At 57.8% G+C, this 25,252-nt stretch carries 23 protein-coding genes; 12 read left to right on the top strand and 11 right to left on the bottom strand.

Going from position 1 to position 25,252, the window contains the following annotated elements; all coding sequences use genetic code 11:
* Nucleotides 1–44 precede the first annotated feature (44 nt).
* The gene (gene nifJ / locus RRY12_06315) at nt 45–3,557 is read left to right on the top strand and encodes a pyruvate:ferredoxin (flavodoxin) oxidoreductase (GenBank protein MEG2184273.1); all 3,513 of its coding nucleotides are present in this window, start codon (nt 45–47) and stop codon (nt 3,555–3,557) included.
* A 104-nt stretch (nt 3,558–3,661) separates the two neighbouring features.
* Here nifJ and RRY12_06310 read toward each other — a convergent pair whose 3' ends face one another.
* Nucleotides 3,662–4,276 carry a DUF502 domain-containing protein gene (locus RRY12_06310; protein ID MEG2184272.1) on the bottom strand — a complete coding sequence of 205 codons (615 nt, stop codon included), beginning with the start codon at nt 4,274–4,276 and terminating at the stop codon, nt 3,662–3,664.
* 77 nt (nt 4,277–4,353) lie between these two features.
* Between RRY12_06310 and RRY12_06305 the strand changes: the two genes are divergently transcribed.
* The 5 genes from RRY12_06305 (at nt 4,354) to RRY12_06285 (ending at nt 8,623) form a co-directional block, all read left to right on the top strand.
* Complete coding sequence (locus RRY12_06305; GenBank protein ID MEG2184271.1) at nt 4,354–5,013, top strand: lysophospholipid acyltransferase family protein; 660 nt, start codon at nt 4,354–4,356, stop codon at nt 5,011–5,013.
* 291 nt (nt 5,014–5,304) lie between these two features.
* The gene (locus tag RRY12_06300; protein MEG2184270.1) at nt 5,305–5,592 is read left to right on the top strand and encodes an iron-only hydrogenase system regulator; all 288 of its coding nucleotides are present in this window, start codon (nt 5,305–5,307) and stop codon (nt 5,590–5,592) included.
* 92 nt (nt 5,593–5,684) lie between these two features.
* Complete coding sequence (locus tag RRY12_06295; GenBank protein ID MEG2184269.1) at nt 5,685–6,608, top strand: aliphatic sulfonate ABC transporter substrate-binding protein; 924 nt, start codon at nt 5,685–5,687, stop codon at nt 6,606–6,608.
* A complete protein-coding gene (hydF, locus tag RRY12_06290; protein MEG2184268.1) occupies nt 6,609–7,823 on the top strand; it encodes a [FeFe] hydrogenase H-cluster maturation GTPase HydF in 1,215 nt (404 codons plus the stop codon).
* Between the two features lie 26 nt (nt 7,824–7,849).
* Nucleotides 7,850–8,623, top strand: coding sequence for a DpnI domain-containing protein (locus RRY12_06285; protein MEG2184267.1), 774 nt, complete (start codon nt 7,850–7,852; stop codon nt 8,621–8,623).
* Nucleotides 8,624–8,771: 148 nt separating this feature from the next.
* On the opposite strand, the gene ilvD is transcribed toward RRY12_06285, so the two are convergent.
* The 4 genes from ilvD to ilvN all read right to left on the bottom strand — a co-directional run bounded on the left by ilvD (nt 8,772) and on the right by ilvN (nt 14,022).
* On the bottom strand, nt 8,772–10,436 hold the full coding sequence (gene ilvD, locus RRY12_06280; protein ID MEG2184266.1) for a dihydroxy-acid dehydratase: 1,665 nt from the start codon (nt 10,434–10,436) through the stop codon (nt 8,772–8,774).
* Between the two features lie 13 nt (nt 10,437–10,449).
* Entirely contained in the window at nt 10,450–12,132 is a 1,683-nt protein-coding gene (ilvB, locus tag RRY12_06275) for a biosynthetic-type acetolactate synthase large subunit (GenBank protein MEG2184265.1), read from the bottom strand.
* A gap of 324 nt (nt 12,133–12,456) precedes the next feature.
* A complete protein-coding gene (gene ilvC, locus RRY12_06270; GenBank protein ID MEG2184264.1) occupies nt 12,457–13,470 on the bottom strand; it encodes a ketol-acid reductoisomerase in 1,014 nt (337 codons plus the stop codon).
* A 63-nt stretch (nt 13,471–13,533) separates the two neighbouring features.
* On the bottom strand, nt 13,534–14,022 hold the full coding sequence (gene ilvN, locus RRY12_06265; protein ID MEG2184263.1) for an acetolactate synthase small subunit: 489 nt from the start codon (nt 14,020–14,022) through the stop codon (nt 13,534–13,536).
* Nucleotides 14,023–14,536: 514 nt separating this feature from the next.
* On the opposite strand from ilvN, the gene RRY12_06260 reads away from it, so the two are divergent.
* The 4 genes from RRY12_06260 to RRY12_06245 all read left to right on the top strand — a co-directional run bounded on the left by RRY12_06260 (nt 14,537) and on the right by RRY12_06245 (nt 18,474).
* Nucleotides 14,537–14,986, top strand: coding sequence for a Fur family transcriptional regulator (locus RRY12_06260; GenBank protein MEG2184262.1), 450 nt, complete (start codon nt 14,537–14,539; stop codon nt 14,984–14,986).
* Nucleotides 14,983–16,029 (top strand): molybdopterin-binding protein, encoded by a 1,047-nt coding sequence (locus RRY12_06255; protein MEG2184261.1) that lies wholly within the window; start codon nt 14,983–14,985, stop codon nt 16,027–16,029. The genes RRY12_06260 and RRY12_06255 overlap by 4 nt, the downstream gene beginning before the upstream one ends.
* A 238-nt stretch (nt 16,030–16,267) precedes the next feature.
* Nucleotides 16,268–17,056: an XdhC/CoxI family protein gene (locus tag RRY12_06250; GenBank protein MEG2184260.1), complete on the top strand. Its 789-nt coding sequence runs from the start codon at nt 16,268–16,270 to the stop codon at nt 17,054–17,056.
* A gap of 122 nt (nt 17,057–17,178) precedes the next feature.
* On the top strand, nt 17,179–18,474 hold the full coding sequence (locus tag RRY12_06245) for a hypothetical protein (protein ID MEG2184259.1): 1,296 nt from the start codon (nt 17,179–17,181) through the stop codon (nt 18,472–18,474).
* A gap of 133 nt (nt 18,475–18,607) precedes the next feature.
* Here RRY12_06245 and RRY12_06240 read toward each other — a convergent pair whose 3' ends face one another.
* Together RRY12_06240 and yedE are read right to left on the bottom strand one after the other, a co-directional pair.
* Complete coding sequence (locus RRY12_06240; GenBank protein MEG2184258.1) at nt 18,608–18,862, bottom strand: sulfurtransferase TusA family protein; 255 nt, start codon at nt 18,860–18,862, stop codon at nt 18,608–18,610.
* A gap of 12 nt (nt 18,863–18,874) precedes the next feature.
* A complete protein-coding gene (gene yedE, locus RRY12_06235; protein MEG2184257.1) occupies nt 18,875–19,951 on the bottom strand; it encodes a YedE family putative selenium transporter in 1,077 nt (358 codons plus the stop codon).
* Nucleotides 19,952–20,610: 659 nt separating this feature from the next.
* Here yedE and RRY12_06230 point away from each other — a divergent pair.
* Nucleotides 20,611–20,889, top strand: coding sequence for a hypothetical protein (locus RRY12_06230; protein ID MEG2184256.1), 279 nt, complete (start codon nt 20,611–20,613; stop codon nt 20,887–20,889).
* An 87-nt stretch (nt 20,890–20,976) separates the two neighbouring features.
* On the opposite strand, the gene RRY12_06225 is transcribed toward RRY12_06230, so the two are convergent.
* Genes RRY12_06225 through RRY12_06215 form a run of 3 tightly spaced genes read right to left on the bottom strand, consistent with a single transcriptional unit; the run spans nt 20,977 to nt 22,691 of the window.
* Nucleotides 20,977–21,531: a deaminase gene (locus RRY12_06225; protein MEG2184255.1), complete on the bottom strand. Its 555-nt coding sequence runs from the start codon at nt 21,529–21,531 to the stop codon at nt 20,977–20,979.
* An 11-nt stretch (nt 21,532–21,542) separates the two neighbouring features.
* Nucleotides 21,543–21,998 (bottom strand): type II secretion system major pseudopilin GspG, encoded by a 456-nt coding sequence (gspG, locus tag RRY12_06220; protein ID MEG2184254.1) that lies wholly within the window; start codon nt 21,996–21,998, stop codon nt 21,543–21,545.
* Nucleotides 21,999–22,055: 57 nt separating this feature from the next.
* The gene (locus tag RRY12_06215; GenBank protein ID MEG2184253.1) at nt 22,056–22,691 is read right to left on the bottom strand and encodes a cyclase family protein; all 636 of its coding nucleotides are present in this window, start codon (nt 22,689–22,691) and stop codon (nt 22,056–22,058) included.
* A 166-nt stretch (nt 22,692–22,857) separates the two neighbouring features.
* Here RRY12_06215 and RRY12_06210 point away from each other — a divergent pair, with 166 nt between their 5' ends.
* The gene (locus RRY12_06210; GenBank protein ID MEG2184252.1) at nt 22,858–24,864 is read left to right on the top strand and encodes an FAD-dependent oxidoreductase; all 2,007 of its coding nucleotides are present in this window, start codon (nt 22,858–22,860) and stop codon (nt 24,862–24,864) included.
* A 90-nt stretch (nt 24,865–24,954) separates the two neighbouring features.
* Here the strand turns inward: RRY12_06210 and RRY12_06205 are convergent.
* A partial coding sequence (locus RRY12_06205) for a hypothetical protein (protein MEG2184251.1) occupies nt 24,955–25,252 on the bottom strand: 298 nt, incomplete at its 5' end.

Here is a 25,252-nt window from a genome sequence, read left to right as displayed (position 1 = left end):
GCCTGTCGTTTAAATAATTTAATTTGACAAAGAGGTGCTTGACTATGACAGACAAACGTCTTGTTACAATGGACGGCAACGAAGCGGCCGCGTATGTGGCTTACGCCTTTACGGAGGTCGCCGCCATATATCCCATCACGCCATCCTCCCCGATGGCGGAAAAGACCGACGCGTGGGCGGCGGCCGGAAAGAAAAATATTTTCGGGCAGCAGGTGACGCTTATTGAGATGCAGTCGGAGGCTGGAGCCTCCGCCGCCATCCACGGCGCGCTTGAAACCGGCGCGCTTGGCGCGTCGTTCACCTCGTCCCAGGGGCTGATGCTGATGATCCCCGTGCTGCACAGGCTCTCCGGCCAGCGCCACCCGGGAGTGCTCCACGTAGCTTCGCGCACGGTGGGCACTCACGCCTTCTCCATCTTCGGCGACCACTCCGACGTAATGAACTGCCGCCAGTGCGGGCTTGCCATGCTTTCGACGGCGGGCGTGCAGGATATAATGGACCTTGCGGGCGTGGCGCACCTTGCCGCGATAAAGGGCCGCGTGCCCTTCATGCACTTCTTCGACGGCTTCCGCACCTCGCACGAGATAAACAAGGTGGAGGAGATCTCCTACGAGACGCTTGCCTCTCTGCTCGACCGAGAGGCGCTTGCAAAATTCCGCGCCGAAGCGCTGAACCCGGAGCGCCCGATGATGCGCAGCACGGTGCAGAACCCGGACATCTATTTCCAGATACGCGAGGCGAACAACGGCGCCTACGACGAGCTTCCCGCAATAGTCGAGGATTACATGGGCAAAATAAGCGCCATAACCGGGCGCGAGTATCACCTCTTCAACTACTACGGCGCGCCTGACGCGGAGGAGGTCATCGTTGCGATGGGCTCCGTCTCCGGCGCGGCGCGCGAGGCCGTCGACCACATGAACGCGCAGGGGCGCAAAACTGGCTTCGTGCAGGTGCACCTCTTCCGTCCGTTCTCCGTGAAGCACCTGATGGCGGCCATTCCCGCCACGGTCAAAAAAATAGCGGCACTGGACCGCTGCAAGGAGATGGGCTCAAACGGCGAGCCGCTCTATCAGGACCTCTGCACCGCCTTCGCAGGCTCAGGGCGCGGAGTTGCGATAGTCGGCGGGCGCTACGGACTTTCGTCGAAGGACACCGACCCGGCGCAGATAGCGGCCGTCTTTGACAACTTGGCGCAGCCGCACCCTAAAAACAATTTCACGATAGGCATCACCGACGACGTGACGAACCTCTCTCTGCCCGTGGGCGAGCCGCTTTCGGCCGCGGCCAAGGGCGATATGGCCTTCAAATTCTGGGGGCTGGGCGGCGACGGCACGGTCGGTGCTAACAAGAACACCGTTGAGATAATAAACAGCAGCACTGAAAAATACGGACAGGCCTATTTTGAATACGATGCAAAAAAATCCTTCGGCGTCACCATCTCGCATCTGCGCTTTTCCGACAGCCCAATCGGCTCGTCGTACCTCGTAAAGCGCGCCGACTTCATCGCGGCGCACAACCCGACCTACATCCAAAATTACGACATCGTAAGCGAGCTGAAGGAGGGCGGCACGCTGCTGCTCAACTGCCCGTGGGAGCCGGAGGAGCTTGAGGCCAACATCCCAGCCGACATCCGCCGCAAACTGGCCCGCAAGCACGCCCGCTTCTACATAATAAACGCGACGAAGATATCCGAAAAACACGGCCTCGGCAGCCACGTCAACATCCCGCTCCAGTCGGCCTTCTTCCACCTCGTAGACCTCATACCGATAGACGAGGCGAAAAAATATATGGCCGAAGCTGTGCGCAAGACCTTCTTCGCAAAGGGAGACGAGGTGGTGGCAAGAAACATAGCGGCCATCGACGACGGCGGCGCTATGCTGGTGCGCGTGGAGATTCCCGAGTCTTGGAGCGAGGCGCAGGAGGCGGCAAAGCCGCGTCCCAAAGGAGAGCCCGCCATCATCGAAAAACTGCTTGAACCGATAAACCGCCAGCAGGGAGACAGCCTGCCCGTCAGCGCCTTCAAGGGCTACGAGGACGGCACGGTGGAGCTTGGCCTCACCGCCTACGAAAAACGCGCCATCGCGACGCAGGTTCCCGAATGGGACCCGACGCGCTGCATACAGTGCAACCGCTGCGCCTGCGTCTGCCCGCACGCCGTCATCCGCCCCTATCTGCTCACGGAAGACGAAAAGGCTGCCTCCCCGGAGGGCTTCCTCACAATGCCCGCGACGGGCGCAAAGGGACTCTACTTCACGATGCAGATAAGCCGCGACGACTGCACAGGCTGCGGAAGCTGCGTCGCCGCCTGCCCCGCAAAGGAGACGGCGCTTGCGTTGGTTCCCATAGAAAAATCAAAATCGCTGCCCGACGAGTGGGCCTACGGACTTTCTCTCTCCGACAAAGAGGGCTCCTTCGACCCGTGGACGATAAAAGGAAGCCAGTTCCGCCAGCCGCTGCTTGAATTTTCCGCGGCCTGCGCCGGATGCGGCGAGACGCCCTACGCGAAGCTTATGACGCAGCTCTTTGGAGACCGCGTCTACTGGGCGAACGCTACCGGCTGCTCGCAGGCATGGGGCGCGGCGATGCCCGGCATCCCCTACACAAAAAACAAGGCGGGCAAAGGCCCTGCGTGGTCAAACTCGCTCTTTGAAAACAACGCTGAGTTCAGCCTGGGCATGTTCCTCTCCGTTCAGCAGCAGCGCAGCGCGCAGAGGCTGCGCGCTGAGGCTCTGCTTGAAGCGGGCGCGCCTGAGGCTGCCGCCGACGCGGTGCGTGCGTGGCTTGCCGCCTACGACGACTTCGCGGCCTCCGCAAAGACGGGCGACGCGCTTGTAGCCGCGCTTGAATCGGCGACACTTGCAGGGGCGGCCGCCGAAAAAGCGGCGGAGCTTTTGGCCAACAAAGAACATTTATCAAAAAAGACCTTCTGGATGTACGGCGGCGACGGCTGGGCCTACGACATAGGCTTCGGCGGCTTGGACCACGTGCTGGCTATGGGCGAGAACGTAAACGTCCTCATCGTAGACACAGAGGTCTACTCAAACACGGGCGGCCAGTCCTCAAAGTCCACGCCTAAAGGCGCTGTGGCGCAGTTCTGCATCAGCGGCAAAAAGGTCGGCAAAAAAGACCTGGGCGCGATGCTTATGACCTACGGGAATATCTACGTGGCGCAGGTGGCGATGGGCGCCGATCAAAACCAGCTCATCAAGGCGATGCGCGAGGCCGAGGAGTTCGACGGCCCCTCCGTCATCATAGCCTACGCGCCCTGCATGGCGCACGGCATCCGCGGCGGCATGGGGCGCACGCAGGACGAAATGAAGCGCGCGGTCGCCTCCGGCTACTGGAACCTCTACCGCTTTGACCCGAGAAAAGAAAAGCCGCTCTCGCTCGACTCAAAGGCGCCCACTATGCCCTACGGCGACTTCCTTGAAGGCGAAGTGCGCTACTCCGCGCTGAAACGCACCTTCCCCGACAACGCAGAAAAATTCTTCAAAGAGGCGGCCGAAGAGGCCGCGGCGCGCTACGAAAAATACAGGCGCATGGAAGAAAACCAGTAACGCAAAAGACGCAAAAACATAAAGCCGCGGCCCCGGTCAAAACGACTGGGGCCGCGGCCTTTGCCTTTTTTGAAAAATAGAGGCGGCGCCTTCGCCGTCCGCCTTTAAGATTTCACGCCAAGTGAGATTATCTTTGTAAAGGCCTTCTCGGGCGACAGGTCGAGATATTCTATCTGATCCTCCGGGAAGAAAAATACCAGCCCCGTCGTCGGGTTCGGCGACGTAGGCACGAAGACCGTCACCTGCACGGAGCCGTCGGCAAGCGTCTCGCGCCTGGAGACGAAGCCTATGATATATCCCGGCCCCGCCGGCACCTTCGCCGTGCCGAGGTAGGTGTTGCCGCCGCCTGAGGTGAACGTCTGCAAAATGTCGCGCAGCGCCGTATACCAGCCGCCCAGGACCGGTATCTTTGTGATGACGTAGTGTTCGAGAAGGCTCAGTATCGACGTCTCCCTGCGGCGCAGCTTTCGCCCGATGGAGATGAGAGTTACGATGAGAAAACAGCTTATCAGCGCCGTCGACTTCTGCGATTTTGTTATGCCGAAGATGAGCGCGCCTATCGCCTCAAAAAATCCGATGAGATAATAGAAACAGAAAATAAAGAGCGCAAGCGGCATGATGGCGACGCAGCCGAGAAAAAGGTCGCGCCCGAGCGTCCGAAGCGTAAAGCCGCGCGCGCCCTCCGCCGTGTTCTGAGATTTTATATTTTTATCCTCCAAATTTACCGCTCCTCACTTGCCAGCCGCCCCCTCGCTGAGTTATGCTATTAAACAGCAGCACATTGGGGGAATCGGCTTTGAAATCTGACAGAAACTGGGTATATAACGTAGTACGTCTTATAACATTCCTATATTTCACATTCTATCATCGTTTGGAGATTTTCGGCAAAGAGAAAATCCCGCAGGAGAGGCCCGTAATAGTCGCGCCAAACCACGCAAGCTACCTCGACCCGCCCGTAGTTGGATACGCCTTTTTGCCCGGCTATTTAAAATTCATCGCATGGGAAGGGCTGTTTCACTTCAAACCCTTCGCGGCCTTCCTGCATGAGATGGGCGCTGTGCCAGTCTCGCCCGAAAACAAAGCCAGCTCCGCGGGGCTGCTTCGCATGGTCATAGGCTTTATAAAAGACGGATTCAGCGCCTTCATCTGCCCCGAAGGGCACAGGACGCTCGACGGACGGCTCCAGCCGCTTGAAGGCGGCGTCGCCATCATGGCGCTAAAAACAGGCGCGCCTGTCGTGCCCACCTACGTCAGCGGCTCCTTCCGCGCGCTCTCGCCCGCCATGCGCTTCCCGCGCCCGCGCAAGCTCACCGTCACCTTCGGAGATCCGATAGACCCGGCGCTTCTGCCTCAGGAGGCGGACGACCGCGAAAAACGCCGCCTCATATTAGAAAAAATCGACGCCTTCTACAAGGCCGAGGACGCAAAGGACAAGGCGAAACATCCGCTCAAATAATTTACGAAAGCGCCGCAAAAAACGGTGCGGCGGCGCGGGCGGTTCGTTAAAAATACCGCTTGCCTAACGCAAGATTTAGCCTATAATATCTAAAGAGATTTTAATAAACGTTCCGCTCCCGGAGGTGCGCCCTGCGGGTGGGGAGAGGTAAACAGTTCTGTATGTCGCCCCGCACGGGCGCGTTAGTTGAAACATTCCGGCGGTCGGCAAGCGGTCTGCAATTCTGTATGTCGTTCACAGAGCCTTTCCCGTGCGGGAGCGGCTCTGTTTTTTATTTTAGGAGGGACATCCATGCCGGAAATACCAGCAAACGAAGACAAAGAACAAAAAAAGGACGAAAACAAAATCGGCGTGGCCGCCATAATCGTTGAAGAGCCGGACAGCGCCGCCTCCGTCAACGCCGTGCTGCACCAGTACAGCGGCCTCATCGTCGGCCGCCTCGGCATCCCCTACCGCGAGCGCGGACTTTCAGTCATCTCCGTCGTGCTGGACGGAACGACCGATTCCATAAGCGCGCTCACAGGCAAACTGGGAAAAATAACCGGCGTCACCGTCAAAGCCGCCATGTCGAAAAAATAGAGGCCTCTCTTCGACAGCCCGTCCTTTTGCAGTTTTATGATCAGCCGTTCCAAAATATAAAAATTTAAAATTAAAAAAGGGAGATATTCAAAATGAAAAAAATAATCACAGCGTTTCTCATCGTCCTTGCGGCGGCGGCCACAGCGTTTGCCGCGGACTACCCGGCAAAACTTGCCATCACCTACGTCAAAGCGCCGCTCAACGTTCCGTCGATCGTTGAAAAATACAACAGATCCTTTGAAGCCGCCTACCCCGGCGTTACGCTCGCCTTCCCCGAACTGACGGAGGGCCCCAAACAGACGGCTGCGCTTGCCGCGGGCGAGATAGGCATAGCCAGCTGCCTTGGCTCCACCTCAGCGCTGCTTGCCGCCTCCGAAGGCCTTGACCTTCGCATCGTCGGAATATACTCCCGCGCGCCGAAAGCCTTCATGATAGTAGTAAAAGACCCCGCGATAAAAACCGTGCGCGACCTCAAAGGCAAAAAAGTGGCCGGCCCCAAAGGAACGATACTTCATCAGCTGCTTGCCGCAGCGCTCGACAAAGAGGGCATGTCCATGCGCGACGTCAGCTTCATCCAGATGGACTTGGCCTCCGGCGCAAACGCACTGGCGAACAACAGCGTAGACGCGGCGCTGCTTGCCGGCCCCGCCGCCTACAAGGCGCTCTCAACAGGCTCGCGGATGCTCAAAAACGGCGAGGGACTAGTGGACGCGACGATCGTCATAGCCACGACGGACAAATTCATGAAAGCCTATCCTAAAGCCGTCGCGACCTTCATGGAGACGCACAAAAAGACGCTCGAATGGATGAAAAAACATCCAAAAGAGGCAAAAGAGATGACCCAGAAAGAGACTGGAATGCCGATGGCCGGCGTAGAGGCCATGTACGGCTGGTACAACTTTGACCCGGCCATTCGCAAAGCAGACATAGAAGAGCTGGTGCGCACGCAGCAGTTCATGCTCGACAACGGCTTGCAGCGCAAAAAAATAGACGACGTGCGCGCGCTGGTGAAATAGATGGCGCTCTCCGACACCCCCCGCGGCAACCGCCTGCACATCGGCTTCTACGGCAGACGCAACGCCGGCAAATCGAGCCTCATAAACCTCGTAACGGCGCAGCAGACGGCGCTCGTCTCCGAATACGCCGGCACAACCACCGACCCCGTCATCAAAAGCATGGAGCTGTTGCCGCTCGGCCCCATCGCCGTAATAGACACGGCGGGGCTGGACGACACCGGCGAGCTGGGCGCCCTGCGCATCGAACGCGCGCGCTCCATGATGGACAGGACGGACCTTGCGCTGCTGGTCGTAGCCGCGGGCGCGGCGTCGGGCGCGCTTGACTTTGAAAAAGAATGGATAGAAGAGTTCCGAAAGAGAAAAACCTCGGTCATCGGCGTGCTCAACCAGACGGACAAACTGGCGCCGCAGGAGGTGGAGCCGCTTCGCGCCCGCGTCGAAGCCGCGCTCGGCATCCCCTTCACGGCGGTCTCCGCGCTTGACAAAAACTCCCGCGCGCCGCTGCTTGCCTCCATCGTAAAGGCGGCGCCCACAGATTTTGAAGCGCCGACGCTGACGGGCGACCTCTTTTTGCCGGGCGCCACTGTCGTACTCGTAGCGCCGCAGGACATACAGGCTCCCAAAGGCCGGCTCATACTGCCCGAAGTGCAGACGATACGCGACATCCTGGACAACGGCGGCATGGCGCTCTCCTGCACCGCCGACCGTTTCCCGCAGATGCTGGCCGCGCTCAAAGAGCCGCCGGCGCTCGTCATAACCGACTCGCAGGTCTTTGGCTACGTAAACGGCGTGCTGCCGCGCAGCGTGCCGCTCACCTCCTTCTCCATACTCATGGCGCGAGCGAAAGGCGAACTTGCCGCCTTCATAGAGGGCGCGCGCGCCATAGAAAACCTCAAAGACGGCGACAAGGTGCTAATAGCCGAAGCCTGCACCCACGCGCCGCTGAACGAAGACATCGGCCGCGAAAAACTGCCGCGTTGGCTGCGCGAAAAAGCCGGAGAAAACCTCACCGCCGACATCGCCACCGGCCTTGACTTCCCCGCGAACCTCAAAGAATACAAACTCATCCTCCACTGCGGCGGTTGCATGTTCACCAGAAAACAGCTAATGTCCCGAATAATAGAAGCCCAAGCCGCCGGCGTCCCCATAACCAACTACGGCATAGCCATAGCCCAGCTGAACGGCATATTGGAGAGAGTTACGGAGATGTTTTAACTATAGGAAACGGGAGACTTAAGACGATGAATACGGCGCTTGAGGAGAAACTTGGCAATCAATACATGAGCCCGTCGCAGATCGCGCGCAGGCTCACCGAAGGGTGGACTGCGCCAAACCTTTACTGCCCTCGCTGCGGCAGCGATCATCTGATACATGAGACGGCGAACCGGCCAGTGAAGGATTTTTCCTGCCCCGCCTGCGGCGCGGTCTACGAGCAAAAGAGCCGCCAGAACGGTTTTTCAAAAAAGACGGCAGGCGGCGCCTACGAAGCTATGATCGACCGCATCAAGAGCACGACAAACCCTGATTTTCTTTTCATGAACTACAGCCGCGCCGATATGCGCGTCCACGACCTTTTCGCCGTGCCAAAATTCTTCTTCACACCAAAGATAGTTGAAAAACGCGAACCACTTTCACCTACCGCAAAAAGAGCCGGATGGACGGGCTGTAATATCTTGCTTCACGACATTCCAGAGCAGGGGCGGATATACATCATCGAGAATAGCGTACCGCTTGAAAAAGCAGTGGTCATTAAAAAATTCGCCGCCGCCTTAAAGCTTGAGGTAAAAGAGATGGCCACGCGCAGTTGGCTGTTGGACATTTTAAACTGCGTCAACAAAACCGCAGGCGAAGAATTCACGCTGGCGAAAATATACGACTTTGAAGAAAAACTGTCGGCGATCCACCCAGAAAACAACAACATCCGCGCAAAAATAAGGCAGCAGTTGCAGATGCTAAGAGACCGGGGGCTTATTGAGTTCGCAGGGCGCGGGCGATACCGGAAAGCAGCGCTGTGAGAAGCGGCGGCACATAGACAGACGCATTTACAGCCTTGTTCCGCCCAGTTTGCGATACCTCCGTCGCATGCAGATCAAGAGAGCCTCGTCTGGCGACGCGGCTCTCTTCGGTTTATTTATGTTGGGTTTTTATTGCCGAGGTAAGGGGCTAGCCTTTTTTCAGCACTCCGCCTTCTACTCCGCTGGTGGCGAAGGCGCGGTAGCGGTTTAGGAAGGGGCTCTCTACGGGCTGTTCTTTGGGGACGAATTTTTTGCGGCGTTCGGCGAGCGTCTCTTCTGAGACGTGGAGGTCGAGGCGTTTTTCAGGGATGTTGATGTATATTTCGTCTCCCTCTTCTACAAGGCCGATGGGGCCGCCTACCGCGGCTTCGGGCGAGACGTGGCCGATGGCGGCGCCGCGCGTTGCGCCGGAGAAGCGCCCGTCTGTGATGAGGGCTACCGTTTCTCCTTTGCCCTGACCCATTATGGCGGAGGTGGGGGCGAGCATTTCGCGCATTCCGGGGCCGCCTTTGGGGCCTTCGCAGCGAATGACGACTACGTCGCCGTCTTTTATTTTGTTTGCCATTATTGCGGCGCTCGCCTCTTCTTCGGATTCAAAGACGCGCGCCGGGCCGGTGTGGACGAGCATTTCAGGGGCTACCGCCGCCTGTTTCACTATTGCGCCAAGAGGGGCGAGCGTTCCTTTCATGAAGGCAAGGCCGCCCTGTTTGTGGTAGGGCCTGTCGAGCGGGCGAATGACCTCAGTGTCAAGCACGCGGGCGCCCGCGGCGTTTTCAGCGGCCGTTTTTCCGGTGACTGTGATGACTTCGCCGTTTATGAGGCTGGCGGCAAAGAGTTCTTCCATGAGAGCGCGCACTCCTCCTGCGCGCCAGAGGTCCTCTATGTGATACTGTCCGCCGGGGCTCATTGAGCAGAGGTGCGGCACCTGTTCGCCGACTTCGTTGAAGAGTTCAAGAGATAGTTTTAGCCCAGCCGCCCACGCGATGGCGGGAAGGTGGAGCGAGGTGTTTGTGGAGCCGCCGAGAGCAAGGTCTACCGCTACGGCGTTTCTGAAGGCCTCCGCGGTCAGTATGTCGCGCGGGCGTATATTTTTTTCAACGAGCGCCATTACGGCGCGCCCTGCGTCTTTTGCGAGGCGGATGCGTCCGGCGTGCACGGCGGGAATGGTGCCGTTTCCGGGGAGGGCGAGGCCCAGCGCCTCCATCATGCAGTTCATGGTGTTTGCCGTGAACATGCCTGAGCAGGAGCCGCAGCCGGGGCAGGCGTTGTCTTCTATCTCCTGTAAGGCCGCGTCGTCTATTTTTCCGGCTCCGCGCTGGCCGACGCCTTCAAAGACGCTGTTTAGGTCGAGTGTTTTTCCTTTGTGCTGCCCGGCCATCATGGGGCCGCCTGAGACTACTACTGACGGGAGGTTCAGCTCCGCCGCGGCCATTGCCATGCCGGGCACTATTTTGTCGCAGTTGGGCACGAGCACGAGCCCGTCGAAGGCGTGGGCGCGCGCCATCACCTCTACTGAGTCCATGATGAGCTCACGGCTGGGCAGGGAGAATTTCATTCCCTCGTGGTTCATGGCTATGCCGTCGCACACCCCTATTACCGGAAATTCTATCGGAAGGCCGCCCGCCGCGTAGATTCCGGCCTTGACCGCCTCTGTGATGGTGCGCAGGTGGGTGTGCCCTGGGATTATTGCGTTGTAGGCGTTGGCTACGCCTATCCACGGGCGTTCTATTTCCCAGTCGGTGTAGCCGGCCGCTTTGAGAAGCGAGCGGTGCGGCGCGCGAAGGTATCCTTTTTTAGCTTTATCGCTGTTCATTATCTATCAGCTCCTATTGAGTCACCATGTTGTCTATCGAGTCGCCGGGGTAGACCATCGGAAGCACTAGCGCGCCCTGCGGTATGCGGACGTCCACCAAGGCTGGGCCCGGCTCGGCCATTGCGGCCGCAAGCGTTTTGTGGAGATCGTTCGGGTGCGAGACGGAGAAGGCGGGAACGCCCATCGCCTCGGAGACTTTTACGAAGTCAGGCGTTCTGTTGTAGATGGTGTTTGAATAACGGTGATCGTAGAACAGCTGCTGCCACTGGCGCACGTTGCCGAGGCAGGCGTTGTTGAGCAGCATGATTTTGACGGGGATGTTGTAGCGTGCGCAGGTGTCTAGCTCCTGTATGTTCATCATGAGGCTGCCGTCGCCGGCGACGCACCATACGGGCTGGTCTGGGCAGGCGTAGGCCGCGCCTATTGCAGCGGGGAATCCGAAGCCCATTGTACCCAGGCCTCCTGAGCTCAAAAAGCGCCCGGGCGCTTCGATGTTAAGATACTGCGCCGCCCACATCTGGTTTTGGCCGACTTCGGTTGTGATGACGGCCGACCCTCCCGTGAGTGCGCGAAGCTCTTCGAGCGCCTGCCACGGGGCTATTTCGTTTTCAAGACGGCCGTGCGGCAGCGGCTCTTTTTTGCGTATTTCGTCAAGGGTTTTGTTCCATTCGCCGTGCTCCGCTATTTTTTTGCCAAGCGCGGCCATCAAGGCGTCGAGCACGCGCGCGGCGTCGCCTACGAGCCAGACGTCCGTCTCTATGGCTTTGTCTATCTCAGCCGCGTCGAGGTCTATGTGGATTATTTTTGCGTCCGCGGCAAACCGCTGTCTGTTGCCTGTGGTGCGGTCGCTGAAACGCGAGCCGACGGCGATTATGACGTCTGCCGCCATGAGCGCGCGGTTCGCTACGGGGCGTCCGTGCATTCCGGCCATGCCGAGCGCGAGGCCCGATTCGTGCGACTCGGGGAATCCGCCTTTGCCGATGAGCGTGGTCGTCACCGGTATCTGGTATTTCAGCGCGAAGTCTATGAGCTGGGGCGAGGCGCCTGAGCGAATGACGCCGCCGCCGGCAAATATCACGGGGCGCTCCGCATGCTCTATGAGGGAGACCGCGGCGTCAAGCTGCGAGACGTCCCAGAGGTTTTCTGGATGATAGCCTAAAAAATCTAGCTCCGTTGAATATTTATAGTCGCCAAAGCCCTTCTGTACGTCCGCGGGGACGTCTATGAGCACCGGCCCGGGGCGTCCCGTCGAGGCTATGTAGAAGGCTTTGTGGATGGTTGACTGTATCTGGTCGGGCGTGCGCACCTGGAAGCTGTGTTTTACCAGCGGAAGCGAGGCGCCTACGATGTCCGCCTCCTGAAAGGCGTCCGTTCCGATGACTGTGGTCGCCACCTGCCCCGTGATGGCTATCATCGGCACTGAGTCGAGGTTCGCTGTCGCTATGCCTGTTACGAGGTTCGTGGCTCCGGGGCCCGATGTCGCGATGCAGACGCCCGGCCTGCCGCTTGTGCGCGCGTATCCGTCCGCCGCGTGCGAGGCCGCCTGTTCGTGGCGCATCAGTATGTGATTTAATTTGGAATCATAGAGAGCGTCATAGAGATGGATGACCGTCCCCCCGGGAAGCCCGAAGACCGTCGATACGCCCTCGTCCTCCAGAGCTTTGACCACCATCTGAGCCCCGTTCATTCTTGCCATTTTATTGCGCTCCTTTAAAATCTTGTTTTTTAGCCAGTGCCTGCTTACCGTGTTATCATGTTGTGTTTTGTCTTGTTATCTTTTATCTTCTTATCTTTTCATATTTTCATACGATACGTATGGCCCGCTGTTTAGATGTGCCGGATGCTAAATGAATCGGCCGGCGATGAGCCGGAGGCGCACTTGCGGTGCGTCAAAAGTTGAAATTTTAAGATTGGATGGTTCAGCTCCTAAATGACTTGGTTTCAGCCTCCCGGAGCCGCACTCTTTCGTGCGGCGAGGAAAGGCTGAGGCCAAGTCATGACGGAGATGGGCCATACAATCTTAAAATTTAGGGATTTCCTTCTGATCCATCCAAGGCATCATCTTGCGCAGCTCTTTGCCTACGGCTTCGCAGGGAGCTTCCTGGGCCGCCTTCGCCCATTTCTTCATGCGCGGGCGTCCGGTCTGGTTCTCAAGGATCCAGTCGCGCGCGAAGGTGCCGTCCTGTATCTCTGTGAGGAGCTGCTTCATGGCTTTGCGCGACTCTTCGCCAATTACGCGCGGGCCTGCCGTCATGTCGCCGTATTTCGCCGTGTCGCTGATTGAGTATCTCATCCAGCTCATGCCGCCTTCGAAGATCATGTCTACGATAAGCTTCATCTCGTTGATGCACTCAAAGTAGGCCATCTCGGGCTGGTAGCCGGCGTCGACGAGGGTCTTGAAGCCCTGCTGCATCAGTTCGCAGACGCCGCCGCAAAGCACGGCCTGCTCGCCGAAGAGGTCGGTCTCCGTCTCCTCACGGAAGGTGGTCTCAATGATGCCCGCGCGTCCGCCGCCTACTGCCGAGGCGTATGCAAGCGCGTAGTCCTTCGCCTTGCCGCTTGCGTCCTGGTAGATGGCGATGAGGCACGGCACGCCTTTGCCCTCTTTGTACATGGCGCGCACCATGTGTCCGGGGCCTTTGGGGGCTATCATGAAGACGTCGTGCGACGGAGCGGGCGTTATCTGGCCGAAATGTACCGCGAAGCCGTGCGCGAAGAGCAGCTTGGCGTCGGGCTTCATATTCGGCGCGACCTGCGTCTTGTATATCTCAGCCTGCATGTGGTCGGGCATGAGGAACATGATGAGGTCGGCCTCTTTTGCGGCCTCAGCCACCGTCAGCACGCAAAAGCCGTCCGCTTCCGCCTTCGCCTTTGACTTGCTGCCTTCGTGAAGAGCTACGATGACGTCCGCGCCGCTGTCGCGCAGATTCTGCGAATGCGCATGTCCCTGGCTTCCGTAGCCGATGACGGCCACCTTTTTGCCGTTAAGAAAATTCAAGTCCGCGTCGCGATCGTAATAAACCTTTGCACCCATAATAAAACACTCCTTAAAATATTAGAATTTATATATCAAAAGCTTACTGGGCTAAATGATAACTTAGTTGTCGAAGCCGGTGCGGGAGAGCGCAACCTGTCCGCTGCCAGCCGTCTCAAGTATGCCGTAGGGGCGAAGCGCCTCCATGCAGGCCTGCACCTTTCCGTAGTCGCCCGTCACCTCAAGCGTTATCGTATCGGAGCCGAGGTCTACGACGCGGCAGCGGAAGATCTCCGCCGTCTGCAAGATGTGCGGCCTGCGTTCAAGAGGCGCCATTACCTTGACTAGCGAAAGCCAGCGCTCGACGAACGGCCCCTCTTTCGTGAGGTTGTTCACCTCTACGACCTCTATGAGCTTCATGAGCTGCTTGCGGATCTGGTCGTAGACGCCCTCCTCGCCCTCTATGATGATGGTGAAGCGCGAAAGTCCCGGCGTGTCCGTGCGCCCGACGCTAAGGCTCTCGATGTTATAGCCGCGCCGGTAGATGAGGCTTGCGATGCGCATCAGCACTCCGGGGTTGTCTTCGGAAACGATGCTGAATGTACTCTTCAAATTGATAACGCCCTTTCTAAGCAAACTTAAAAATCATAAAAAAAGGACCGGCGCCCTCTGTGGGCCCCGGTCCGAAGTAACACGGCAATTAAGCGCCGGCCAATTCGGGGGACCCGCTGCTAATAATGCGTACTACGACGACTATATTGGATACGTTTACCATCATATCTTTCCGCATTGCTGTCCCGTCCCTTCGATGCCGGTTTGAAAGGCTGCGCGCCTTTCTCGCATATTGGGGAACATAATAAAAGCAGAGGCCGATAATGTCAACCTCTGCTTTGGAACGCAACAGAGCTGTAAAAATTAATTTACGCTTACGTTTGCGACGTTGATTTTTCTTTTGCACGATGTAGTAAGGCCTCAAAACAAATTTTGCCTTATATATCAAATAATTTTAAACGCGCGGCGCTTTGGTGTGTTATTTTCGCGCGCGGGCAACCTATTGCAATTAAGTTGTGATTTGAGGATAATATAAATATTGGGAAAATAAAAACGGACTGGGGGCCTGGACCTTTTGGATATAAATATGGAACTGACAAGCGCGGGGCTGCGGGTGACGCGGCAGAGGCGCGTGGTGCTGGAGCTGCTTGCAGCGGAGGGCGCGCCGCTTTCTCACGCGGAGATACAGGCGCGGCTTGCGGAGCATCTCGACCGCGTCACTCTATACCGGACGCTTGAAACTTTGAAGAGGGCGGGCATCGTCCATCAGGTGCAGGGCATCGACGGCGTCTGGCGTTTTTGCGCGCACGAGCAGGGAACGCAGGGCTGCCCCGGCGATCACGCGCATTTTTTATGTCTTTCGTGCGGCAGGATGTTCTGCCTTGCCGACCAGCGGATGCCGCGCGTTGCGGTGCCCGCCGGGATGCAGGTCGAGGGCAAACAGTTCGTCATCTACGGCGCGTGCCCTGAGTGCGCTGTGAGCAATTCCGATAAAAACAACGATGAAAAGGATGATAACAATTGAAGATAACGCAGATCCCGCTTGACGCGGCGGTAGGACTGCCGCTTGCGCACGACCTTACGCAGATCGACGCGAAAAACCACAAAAAATCGGCGCGCTTCAAAAAGGGACAGGTGATCACAGAGGCCGACCTTGAGACGCTTCGCAGCATGGGGCGCGAGAACCTTTCGATAATGGAGATGTCTCCCGGCGACATTCACGAGGACGACGCGGCGCGCGCGCTCGGAGAGGCGCTCTGCGGCGAAAACCTGCGCCTTACGGAGCCGGAGGAGGGACGGTGCAACCTCGTAGCGGAGAAGTCTGGGCTGCTTTGGTATCTGGCTGAGACGGTGAACCGCGTCAATCAGGACCCTGACTGGGTGCTTTCGGCGCTCGCCCCTCACAGGCCGGTGCTGGCCGGACAGACGGTGGCTGGCTTTCGCATCCGTCCGCTGGTGCTTGGAGACTACCGCGTCGAACGCGCCGTGGCCTCGGTGCGCGGCAGTAAACCGTTTATGATACTGCCCTTCAAGCCGCTGAAGGTGGGACTTGTGACTACTGGCAAGGAGATAGTGGACAACCGCGTTGAGGACGCCTTCCGCCCGAAACTTCTGGAAAAACTTGGACGGCTCGGCGGCACGCTTTTGGGCCAGCGCTTCTGTACCGATTCACTGGAGCAGATAAGCGGCGCCATAGGAGCGTTTCTTGACGAGGGCGCGGACGCCGTTATATGCACCGGCGGCATGAGCGTCGACGCGGACGACAGAACGCCTGGCGCCATCCGCTCGCGGTGCGCGAAAATATCGTTTCAGGGAACGCCCGCGCTTCCCGGCGCTATGCTGATGCTGGGCTGGGCGAAATCGCCGGAAGACGGGCGCGACGTGGCCGTCATTGGCGCGCCAGCCTGCGTCGCCTTTGACGAAAGAACAGCGCTCGACAAGCTGCTGCCATTCGTATTCGCCGGCATAGAGCCGGGCGACCTCGTGCGCAGATGGGGCGTAGGCGGCCTGTGCGAGCACTGCCCCGTCTGCCATTACCCCGCCTGCAGCTTCGCCGCCGGCTCCTAAATATCGTGCCCGCGCTCATACGGCGCGCCAGCGTCTGAGGCAGGGCGCCTTCTGACTGCGGCGTATGAAAATACGGCGCGTTCCATGCCGGCCGGGCTTATTTGGCCGCCGCCGTCTCAACGCCGACGCTGTGCGTTACGGCGGACAAAGGCAAAATGCGAAAAGAAAGCGGAAGAGAGAAGATAAAAGATTTAACGCGGCGCAATGTCAGAGAGATTTTTTAGAGGAAGGTGTTTTTATGAATAGAGATCTTTTGGAAAAGATAAACGGCGAGCTTGAAAACGGAAAATACGGCGTCGTCTGCACGGTCATTACCGAATCTGGTTCTACGCCGCGCAGCCGCGGGGCGTCGATGTGGGTGCGCCCCGACGGAAGCATTCTCGGCACCATCGGCGGAGGCCTTATCGAGTTTGAGGCCATCGGACAGGCGCTTGAACTTTTAAAAAGCGGCGAGCCTACGCGCCTCTGGCACAAGAGCCTTACGGAGCGCGACGGAATGGCCTGCGGCGGCGAGGCCGACCTCTTCATGGAGGTGCTGGGGCGCAGCGACGAGCTGGTCATCTTCGGCGGCGGCCATGTCGGACGCGCCCTTGCGGAAATCGGCGCCTTCGCCGGCTTTCGCGTCGTCGTCTGGGACGACCGCGCCGAATTTGCAAACTCTGAAAACATCCCGTGGGCGCGCAGCATCGTCTGCCCCATCGAAAAGGTCTATGAGAACGGCCTTTCGCTGCACGACCGCAGCTTCGTCGTCATAATGACGCGCGGGCACTCGCTCGACGCGGAGGCCGTGGCGGTGACGGACAATATGCCCGGCGCCTATTACGGCATGATAGGATCGCGCAGCAAGATAGCTACCGTGCGCAAGATGCTGCTTGAACGCGGCGTATCGGCCGCGCACCTCGACCGCCTCCACCAGCCTATAGGCCTTCCGATAAAGGCAGAGACGCCAAACGAGATAGCCGTCTCCATAATGGCGGAGATAATAGGCGTAAAATACGGAGCGGACGTTGAAAAAATGCGCGGATAGGCACTAAACGCAGCCCGCCGATTCATTAAATACCCTGCATATCGAGGCTTTGACGGATTATAAATAATATCGTCATAAGTCTCGATTTTTTATATAAAAATGAAGCAAAGGGCGGGTCTGTCATGGATTGGAGAAAATTATGCAAACTGTTTTTAATATGCGCGCTTCTAGCCGCGGCGGCAGCGGCGGCGCTGCCGCAGGAGGCGCTGGCAGATGGAAGGGTGCTGCTCAAAGAGGTGGTGCTTGCACGCCACGGCGTGCGCAGCCCTCTTGAAAAACCGGCCGTGCTTGCGGAGTGGACGGCAAAAAAATGGCCCGTTTGGCCAGTCAAGCCCGGCGAGCTTACCGCTCGCGGCGCGGCGCTCGTCTTCCAACAGTGGGGAGCGGAGCGCGCGCGGCTTCTGGCGCAGGGCGTGCAGCCTGCGGAAATATTCATCTGCGCCGACGCCACGCAGCGCACGGTACAAACGGCGGAGGCGATGCTTGCGGCGCTCGCCGGCTCCCAGGATATGGCGCCCGTCGTCTATGACAGGATATTTGTCACGCCCGTTTTCCACCCGGTGAGGGCGGGGCTTGCCTCTTTCGACAAAACGGCGGCCTACAAGGACATCGTAAGAAACGCCGGCGGCTCTATCGCCGCGCTGACGCAGGAACTTTCCGGTCCTCTGTCGCAGCTTACAAACGTATGCGGCCCGATAACGGCGGAGGCGGCGCAAAAGTATCATCTGCCGCAGGGCGCGAATCTGCTTGCCATACCCTCTGAAATCGTCTTTGCGGAGGACGGAGCTAGCGTGGGAATAAGCGGCGGCCTTGCCATAGCCTCATCGACCGCTGAAATATTTTTGCTGGAATACTGTCAGTGGCCCGACCAAAACGCAGGCTGGGGCGCTGTAAACGGCGAGGTGCTTGAAAACCTCATGCAGGTGCACAGCAACATCTTCGACGTCGTGAACCGCGCAAACGGCGTGGCGCTCCCTAAAGCGAGCCAGCTTACGGCGCTGCTCGCCTCTGCGCTGCTTGGGCGCGACCTCGGGCTTGCGAAGGTGGCGCCCGCGATAAAGGCTCCGGCGCAGGCGGCGAAGGTTTCTATTTTTGTGGGGCACGACACGAACATCGCGGGCGTCGCCGCGCTGCTCGGCCTCAACTGGCGTCTGCCGGGCTTTGCGCAAAACCAAATACCTCCGGGAAGCTGCCTCGTGCTGCAGCTATGGCGCGACGGCGCAAAAAACTACGTCACAGCGGCGTTTGCGGGGCTTTCACTAGCCGCGTTCCACAACAACATAGCTCTGCCCGATTCCGTAAACAGGGTGAGCATCCCGCTTGCGCACATGCAGACAAAACAGGGACGCCCCGCGGGCCAATGTTCGCCGGATGAGCTGGCCGCCTGGGTGACAAACCACACAAAGCCCTCGCGGTAGGCGCGCTTGAGGCGACAAAAGATTATGTTAGAATAAGGAAACGACAGATAAATGAAGCAAGACCACCATTAACAAAAACCTCGGGAGCCCTAACTCCCGAGGTTTTTTATTGCCAGGCTGATTGTCGCTTCGCTTATTTTTTCTCCGCGATTACCGAATATCCGCCGTTTTTCTCCGTCCAGCTTGCCTGCCAGCCGGCGTGCTCTGCGAAGCGGATGACGTTTTCGCGTGAGGTGACGGTGTCTACCAGAATTTCCACCGCGCCGGAAGCTTTGCCGCCGAGCGCTTTTTTCGTCTCTATGACGGGCTGCGGGCAGGAAAGCCCGCGCGCGTCCACGACCGTCTTTTCCATCTTTTCTTTATTTTCTTTCTTCTCTTTCATTTCCATCGTTCTTTCCTCCTACGCCATCTTGTTTCTAAAGCCGAAGCCCACGATGAGGCAGAAGCCTAAGCCTATCATCGTAGCCGCCGCGCCGTACATGCCAATGCCCTTGCCGGAGCTTGCGAGCAGGAAGTTGTGCGCGAAGGCGGCGCCAAGAAGCATCCCTATGACGAAGGTCCCCGCGTCCGCGTCGCCCTCGCCGGACATTATGAGCTGACGGCCCGGGCAGCCTCCGGCAAGCGTGAAGGCAAGACCCGAAAGCACCATGCCGAGGAAGTTCCACAACTGCATCGTGTGCGCCACAGGCTGGCCCTCAAACCCCGCGTGGAACTGTCCCAGCGCGACATTCGTCAAAAAAGCGGCCAGGGTGAAGGCGGCGACTCCTTTGAAGAGGTGACTGTCGCCTATCATTATCATGTCGCGAATAGCTCCGATGGTGCAAAAACGCGTGCGCTGCGCAAGCCAGCCGACGAGCAGCCCCGCGGCAAGCGATATAGCAACTGGCGCGTGCGCGGCGCCGGGGCCTTTCGCTGAGAAAAAGACTGGGCCGTCCGGGCCGAAGACCGGCCTCACTACAAGCAGCAGCAGAACGGCTACGGCAAGAAGCGGCATGACGAGCCCTGAGGCCTTAGGATTGGGGCGCGAAGCGCCGAGGCTGAAGCCGCGGTACAAAAACCAGACGCCGCCCGCGATACCGACAACAAGGCCGGCAAGCCCCGCAATGGCGTTCATGTCGCCGCCCGCGATGCGCAGATAGGCCCTCCACGGGCAGCCGAGGAAGACGAGCGCGCCGATCATCGCAAAAAATCCAAGCGCGAGGCGCACGAGCGGAGACGAGCCGCCGCGCGGCTTGTATTCTGAAAAAAGCAGCGCGGAGGCGAAGGCGCCAAGTATGAAGCCCGCTATTTCCGGCCTCAGATACTGAACTATAGAGGCGTGATGAAGGCCAAGCGCACCCGCGATGTCGCGCGTGAAGCAGGCGACGCAGAAGCCCATATTTCCAGGGTTTCCAAATTTTACCAGCACTGCGGCTATGACGCCGAGCACTACCCCCGCATAGACGGGGCCGTTCTTTGAAGTAAGAAAACGATCCAAGGTTATTCCTCCTATAAATGTTTTTGCGCGCGCGATGAAGACGTCAGCGGCGCGGCCATTTTTATATTCCGCAAAAAATGCCGAAAGAACGCGGCAGGCATACCGACGCCGCGCATGGCTCACAAAAATAAAGAGGGGACAGAGGGCTGTTAAAGAGGAAGTTTCGTCCTGGTTCTATTTGAGGTATGGGAGCGCGCGGCATTATATGTATGACTCGGTACACGAGCGAATAAAACAGATCACGTCATAAAAGCCGACCTCCCCAAAAATGTGAAAGAATAAGGCGCACTGCCTTTATCTTATTATAACGCCGCCTCTTTGCGCGCGCAAATCAAAACGACAATAATTGTTCGCCGGCATAAAACAGGCGCGCGCTTAAAAAACACCCGCCAGTAACGCGCGCGGCGCAGCAAACGGCCCACGGGCGCGGCCGTTTTGCGCGTGGCCGCCCGTTTGCGCGCCGCACGCGGGACGGCCGCTTGCGCGGATAATGTTATATTTTAAACAAAAACCTTTAATCATTATGCTTACGCATAGCCATTTAGGTATAAAACGCAATGTGCCAAACATAAAAGAGAATTATACTTTTCAATGTAAGGCACAGCAAACTAATGATTTAATTAATATAAATTATGTACGATAAAGGGGATGAAATATTTATGACCGGTAGCAGAGAGCCCAAAGGGCCGTCCGCCAAGAGAATAAGGAGAAGCCCAGAGCTGCTGATCAAGGAGCTCGACTCCAAGATGAAGAAGCTGGAGGAACGTATATACAAGAAGAACAAGGACGCGGTGCATTATATTGGGGCCGCCATCCTGAAAAGGGCGAATTTCGATTTTGCATCGTTTACCAACAATGATTTGGCGGACATCCAAAATATGACTCCCCGAGGCGAAGAGATAATAACGGAGATCATCCAAAAAGCCATCCAGAGCTAGTACCCTAAAAACCCCAGAGCGCAAAGGGACGGACAGCTGCACCATGTCCGTCCCTTTGCGTATACAAACGCCGGCGCTTTCTGCGCCCTACATTCCCGGATAGTCGAAGTCACGCACCTGTTTGCCTATCTGTGCGTATAGAGCCTCTATTTCAGATATTGCCGCGGCAAGCTGTTCTGCGTTTTCTTCTTTTGCCGCCTCCGCCTTTAAGTCGTATTTTTTAAAGAAGGCGTTCTGCGGCCGCGCGCCCTCCGCGCCAAATATTTCTTTATACATCAGAAGGTCTACGGGCATACCGAAGCTCTTTTTTACGTCCTCGTAGTTAAAGAGCACCCACACTTCGTCAAAGCCGGCCCACGCGATGGCTGAAATGCACATCGGGCACGGGTCGTGGCTTGCTACGAAGATGCAGTCTTTGGGCTTCGGGTGGTTCGGGCAGGCGAAGAAACGCCGCAGCGTCTCCACCTCGCCGTGGTATATAGGATTTTCCATTCGGTTGTTGCTTCCGGCGATGACCGGACAAAGCGTCGCTTTATCGAGCACCACCGCGCCGAAGACGTGGCCGCCCGCGTCCACCCCCTTGCTCGTCTCAAGCAGCAGATCATGGCGGATGGCTTTTATTATCATCTCAGGTTTATTCAATGTATTCGCCCCTATTCCCAATTCATGATGTCGGCTGCGGCGCCTTCGCCGCCCTCCTGGCCGTCCGCGCCGTAGGAGAGGATGTCAAAATCGCCGTGCTCGCCGGGCGCAGCATAGATGAACTCGCGTCCCCAAGCGTCCTTCGCCATTTTTTTCATATAGCCGCCCTTTTTGTAGTTGAGCGGTTCCGGCGGCGTTGCGGGTGCGGAGACCAGCGCCTCAAGGCCCTGCTGCGTCGTCGGGTAGAAGCCGTTGTCAAGATAGTAAAGCCCAAGCACCTGTTCCAGCTGCGATATCTGCGTCTGCGTCGTCTTGCGCTTCGCCTCGTCGCTCTGGCCCATCAGCTTAGGCCCGACAAGCGCGGAAAGCAGCCCGATAATAACGACCACCACCATTATTTCTATAAGAGTGAAGCCGCGCCTTTTCTTGAATATTTTATTTTCAGGTTTTCTGTCGATATCTGCCATTACCGCACCTCCGAGATTTTTTGTTTTTGCCTCTCTCTTATATTAAGCCGCGCGGCGCTAATTTTCAAGCACCGCCATGACGCGCGCGGGCGCGCCGTCTGCCTCTTTTATCGACATCGGAAGAGCCGTCAGGCAGAAGGGTTCTTTGTACGGCAGCCTGTCCAGCCCTGTGAGGTTCTCTATTATGACGAGCCCCGCGCCCAGCAGTATCTGGTGGACGGGAGAATCCGCGCTTTCGACATAATCGACCGATATCGCGTCCACACCTACGCCCTTAAGCTCCTGCTCCGCAAGAAAACTCGCGGCGCGCGCGGAAAGCACGGGGAAATTTTTAAAATAGGCCTCCGTGCCGAACTTCGCGTCAAAGCCGGTGCGCAGCAGCAGAAAATCAGCCGCCGAAAGCTCCGCAGCCGAGAGCCCGAGGTCCGCCGGCTCTATCTCGCGCCCAGCGCAGCCGCTCACGTCTACGATAAAGCCGAAGCCGAAGAAACTCTCAGGAGCAAGCGCGTCGAGCGTGGCGCCGGAGCACAGCATGTGCGCCGGCGCGTCCATGTGCGTGCCGGTGTGTGTGGACAGAGTGAGCTTCTTTGAACGGCAGCCGCAGGAATCAAGCCGCTCCACCACAGGCGCGTCGTCCCCCGGAAATACCTGCATAGAATCCTCAAGCGCCCTGCCCAAATCTATGACCTTCATCTATACTATCATCCTTTCGCAGCTTTACTTTGTAAGGTACGTCATTACGTCACCTATTATATGCGCAAAGCGCCGCTTTGCATTATTTTTTTCATTGTGTAGTCTAACGAAAACTAGTATAATCAAAAAGTTGTGCCTTAGCTTCAACATTCTGGAGGAATCTTTTGTGATAACGTTCTTAACTACAGTTATGATATTTTTCTTTTCGCTTGCCGCCACCGCGGAAGCCGCTGACAATCTGTACTTTGACGTAGCGGTCATAGGCGGCGGCACGGGCGGCTCGATGGCCGCGGTACAGGCCGCGCGCATGGGCATGTCCGTCGCCCTCATAGAGCAGTCCGACTGGGTCGGCGGCCAAATGACGGGCGCCGCAGTCTCCACGATAGACGACGTGCGCCGCACGCGCACCGGGCTTTACTACGAATTCATACTCAAAGCGAAAGAATATTACGACCTTCGCAACACCGCGGTCAACGTCTGCCTCTGGGGGCCGGACACCTTCGGCTTCGAGCCGTGGGCCGCGCAGAAGGCGCTGCTCGACATGATAAAAATGACTGGAAACGTCGACCTCTTCTTACAGGCTAAGGTGCTGAAGGCCGGCCTAACGGGCGGCAAAGTCACCTCCGCCCTCATCCAGTGCGACGGCAAAGACCTTTCAATCAACGCAAAAATTTTCATCGACGCCACCGAAGCGGGCGACTTCATCCCGATGACCGGCGCGCGCTACCGCTCCGGCAACAGCGCCTCCCCCAAAATAGACCGCACCGGCGTCATACAGTTCATCACCTATCCCGTCGTCGTAAAACGCTATCCAAACGGCGTGCCCGAAGAACTGAAATTCACAATGCGCCCCCCGAACTACGAGCAGTACCTGCCCGGCTTTCAAAAAATAGTGACGGCTGGCGGAGACACCTGGCCCGGAAAGGCGCCGTACAACATAGCCGCGCACAACGCCTACCGCGGGATGCCAGACGTGACGAACCCTGAGGCGGCCCACATAAGCGGCGGCAACCCGGAATCATGGCCCTACATCTCGCGCACCGCCATCAACTGGGCCAACGACTACCCGGGACACGACAGCGGCGAGCCAGGCATGTCAGTGCGCTTCCTCGAAGACAAAAAATTCCGCCGCGAGGCCGAACGCAAAGCGATGGAAAAAACTCTCGCCTTCCTCTACTACATGCAGACCGAGCTGAAAATGGAAGACTGGGCCATCGACAACAGGCAGGGCTACGGCCAATACTTCACCAACGACTGGCAGGACTGGGCCGAAATGCCGAAAGAATTTGCGCCAATACTCCAGCACTTCCCTCCGTTTCCATACATACGCGAAAGCCGCCGAATCGCGGGCGTCAAAACAATGACGGTAAAAGACGTCATACGCGACCCGCAGCTTCGCCGCACCCTCACCTCAAAGCACGACAGCATAGCGCTTGGCGAATACCCGACCGACATACACGGCCTGCACGAACCGCAGTACCTCGATAAAGACCTTGGCGAACAGTCCATAGGCGTGCCGCAGGAATCCGACTGGAAGGGCGGACTGTTTCAGGTGCCGATGGGCGCGCTCATCCCCGAAAAGATAGACGGGCTGCTCGCCGCAGAGAAAAACATCTCCGTCTCACGCATAGTCAACGGCTCCACGCGCCTTCAGCCCATCACCATGCTGACGGGACAGGCCGCGGGCGCGCTTGCAGCCGTCGCCATCCGCGAAAAGAAAAACCCGCGCGACGTGAACCCGCTTGACGTGCAGTCCGCGCTACTTGACGCAAAAGACAAACTCTCCGTCTATAATTTCGGCGACGTGCCGCCGGAGTCGAAATGGTGGAAGGGCGTTGAAATGTCCGTGCTCTACGAATACATGGACCCATCCGACGAGACCGTCTACGGCGTGGACGACGAAATGCACTGGCTTGAACTGCGCGACGCATTCCGCCGTGCCTTCGGCCTCCGCGAATTTCCGACGCGCCCCTTTGAAGAGACCGTGACGCTCGACGACTTCGGCAAGTGGCTTGCCGCGCTCACAATAAAAGAGCCGGGCCGTTACGACGCCGTAATAAAAAAATACAGCGGCCCAGCCATAATGACCAAAGGCCAGCTTGCCGCGGCAGTAGCCGACATAATGATAATGCGCGCAAACGACGACGCGCAGACAAAGACAAAAAAGAAATAAGCGGCCACGCCCGCCATATAAATAAACGTACTAAAATGAGAAGTGCGGCGCCAGTTGACATCTGCGCCGCGCTTCTCATAGTTGTTTTTTCTAGTCCAACAACGGTTTTATTTCCTCTGATAATTTCAAAAGAAGATCCGAAAATTCTTTTCTGCGTTCCGGCTCGACTCCAACGGTCTCAAGTGTTTCATCAAACCTATCCCTATCAAGCGATATTCTGGTACACCTCTGAAGCCACGAGCCGTATGCGTCAAAGGCAATATCCCAGGCCGGCCTGAGCGCTTGCGGCTCCACGCCATAGATCGCCAAAATATCGGTGATGTCTTTACGGGCCTCAAACGCCGTGTATCCTCGGTCTGAGTTCGCCAAAAATTTGCAGGCCATCAAA

The sequence above is a fragment of the Cloacibacillus sp. genome (assembly GCA_036655895.1).
Lineage (GTDB): Bacteria > Synergistota > Synergistia > Synergistales > Synergistaceae > JAVVPF01.
The sequence above is the reverse complement of the archived record's forward strand: the minus strand, read 5'-3'. Positions and strand labels throughout refer to the sequence as shown.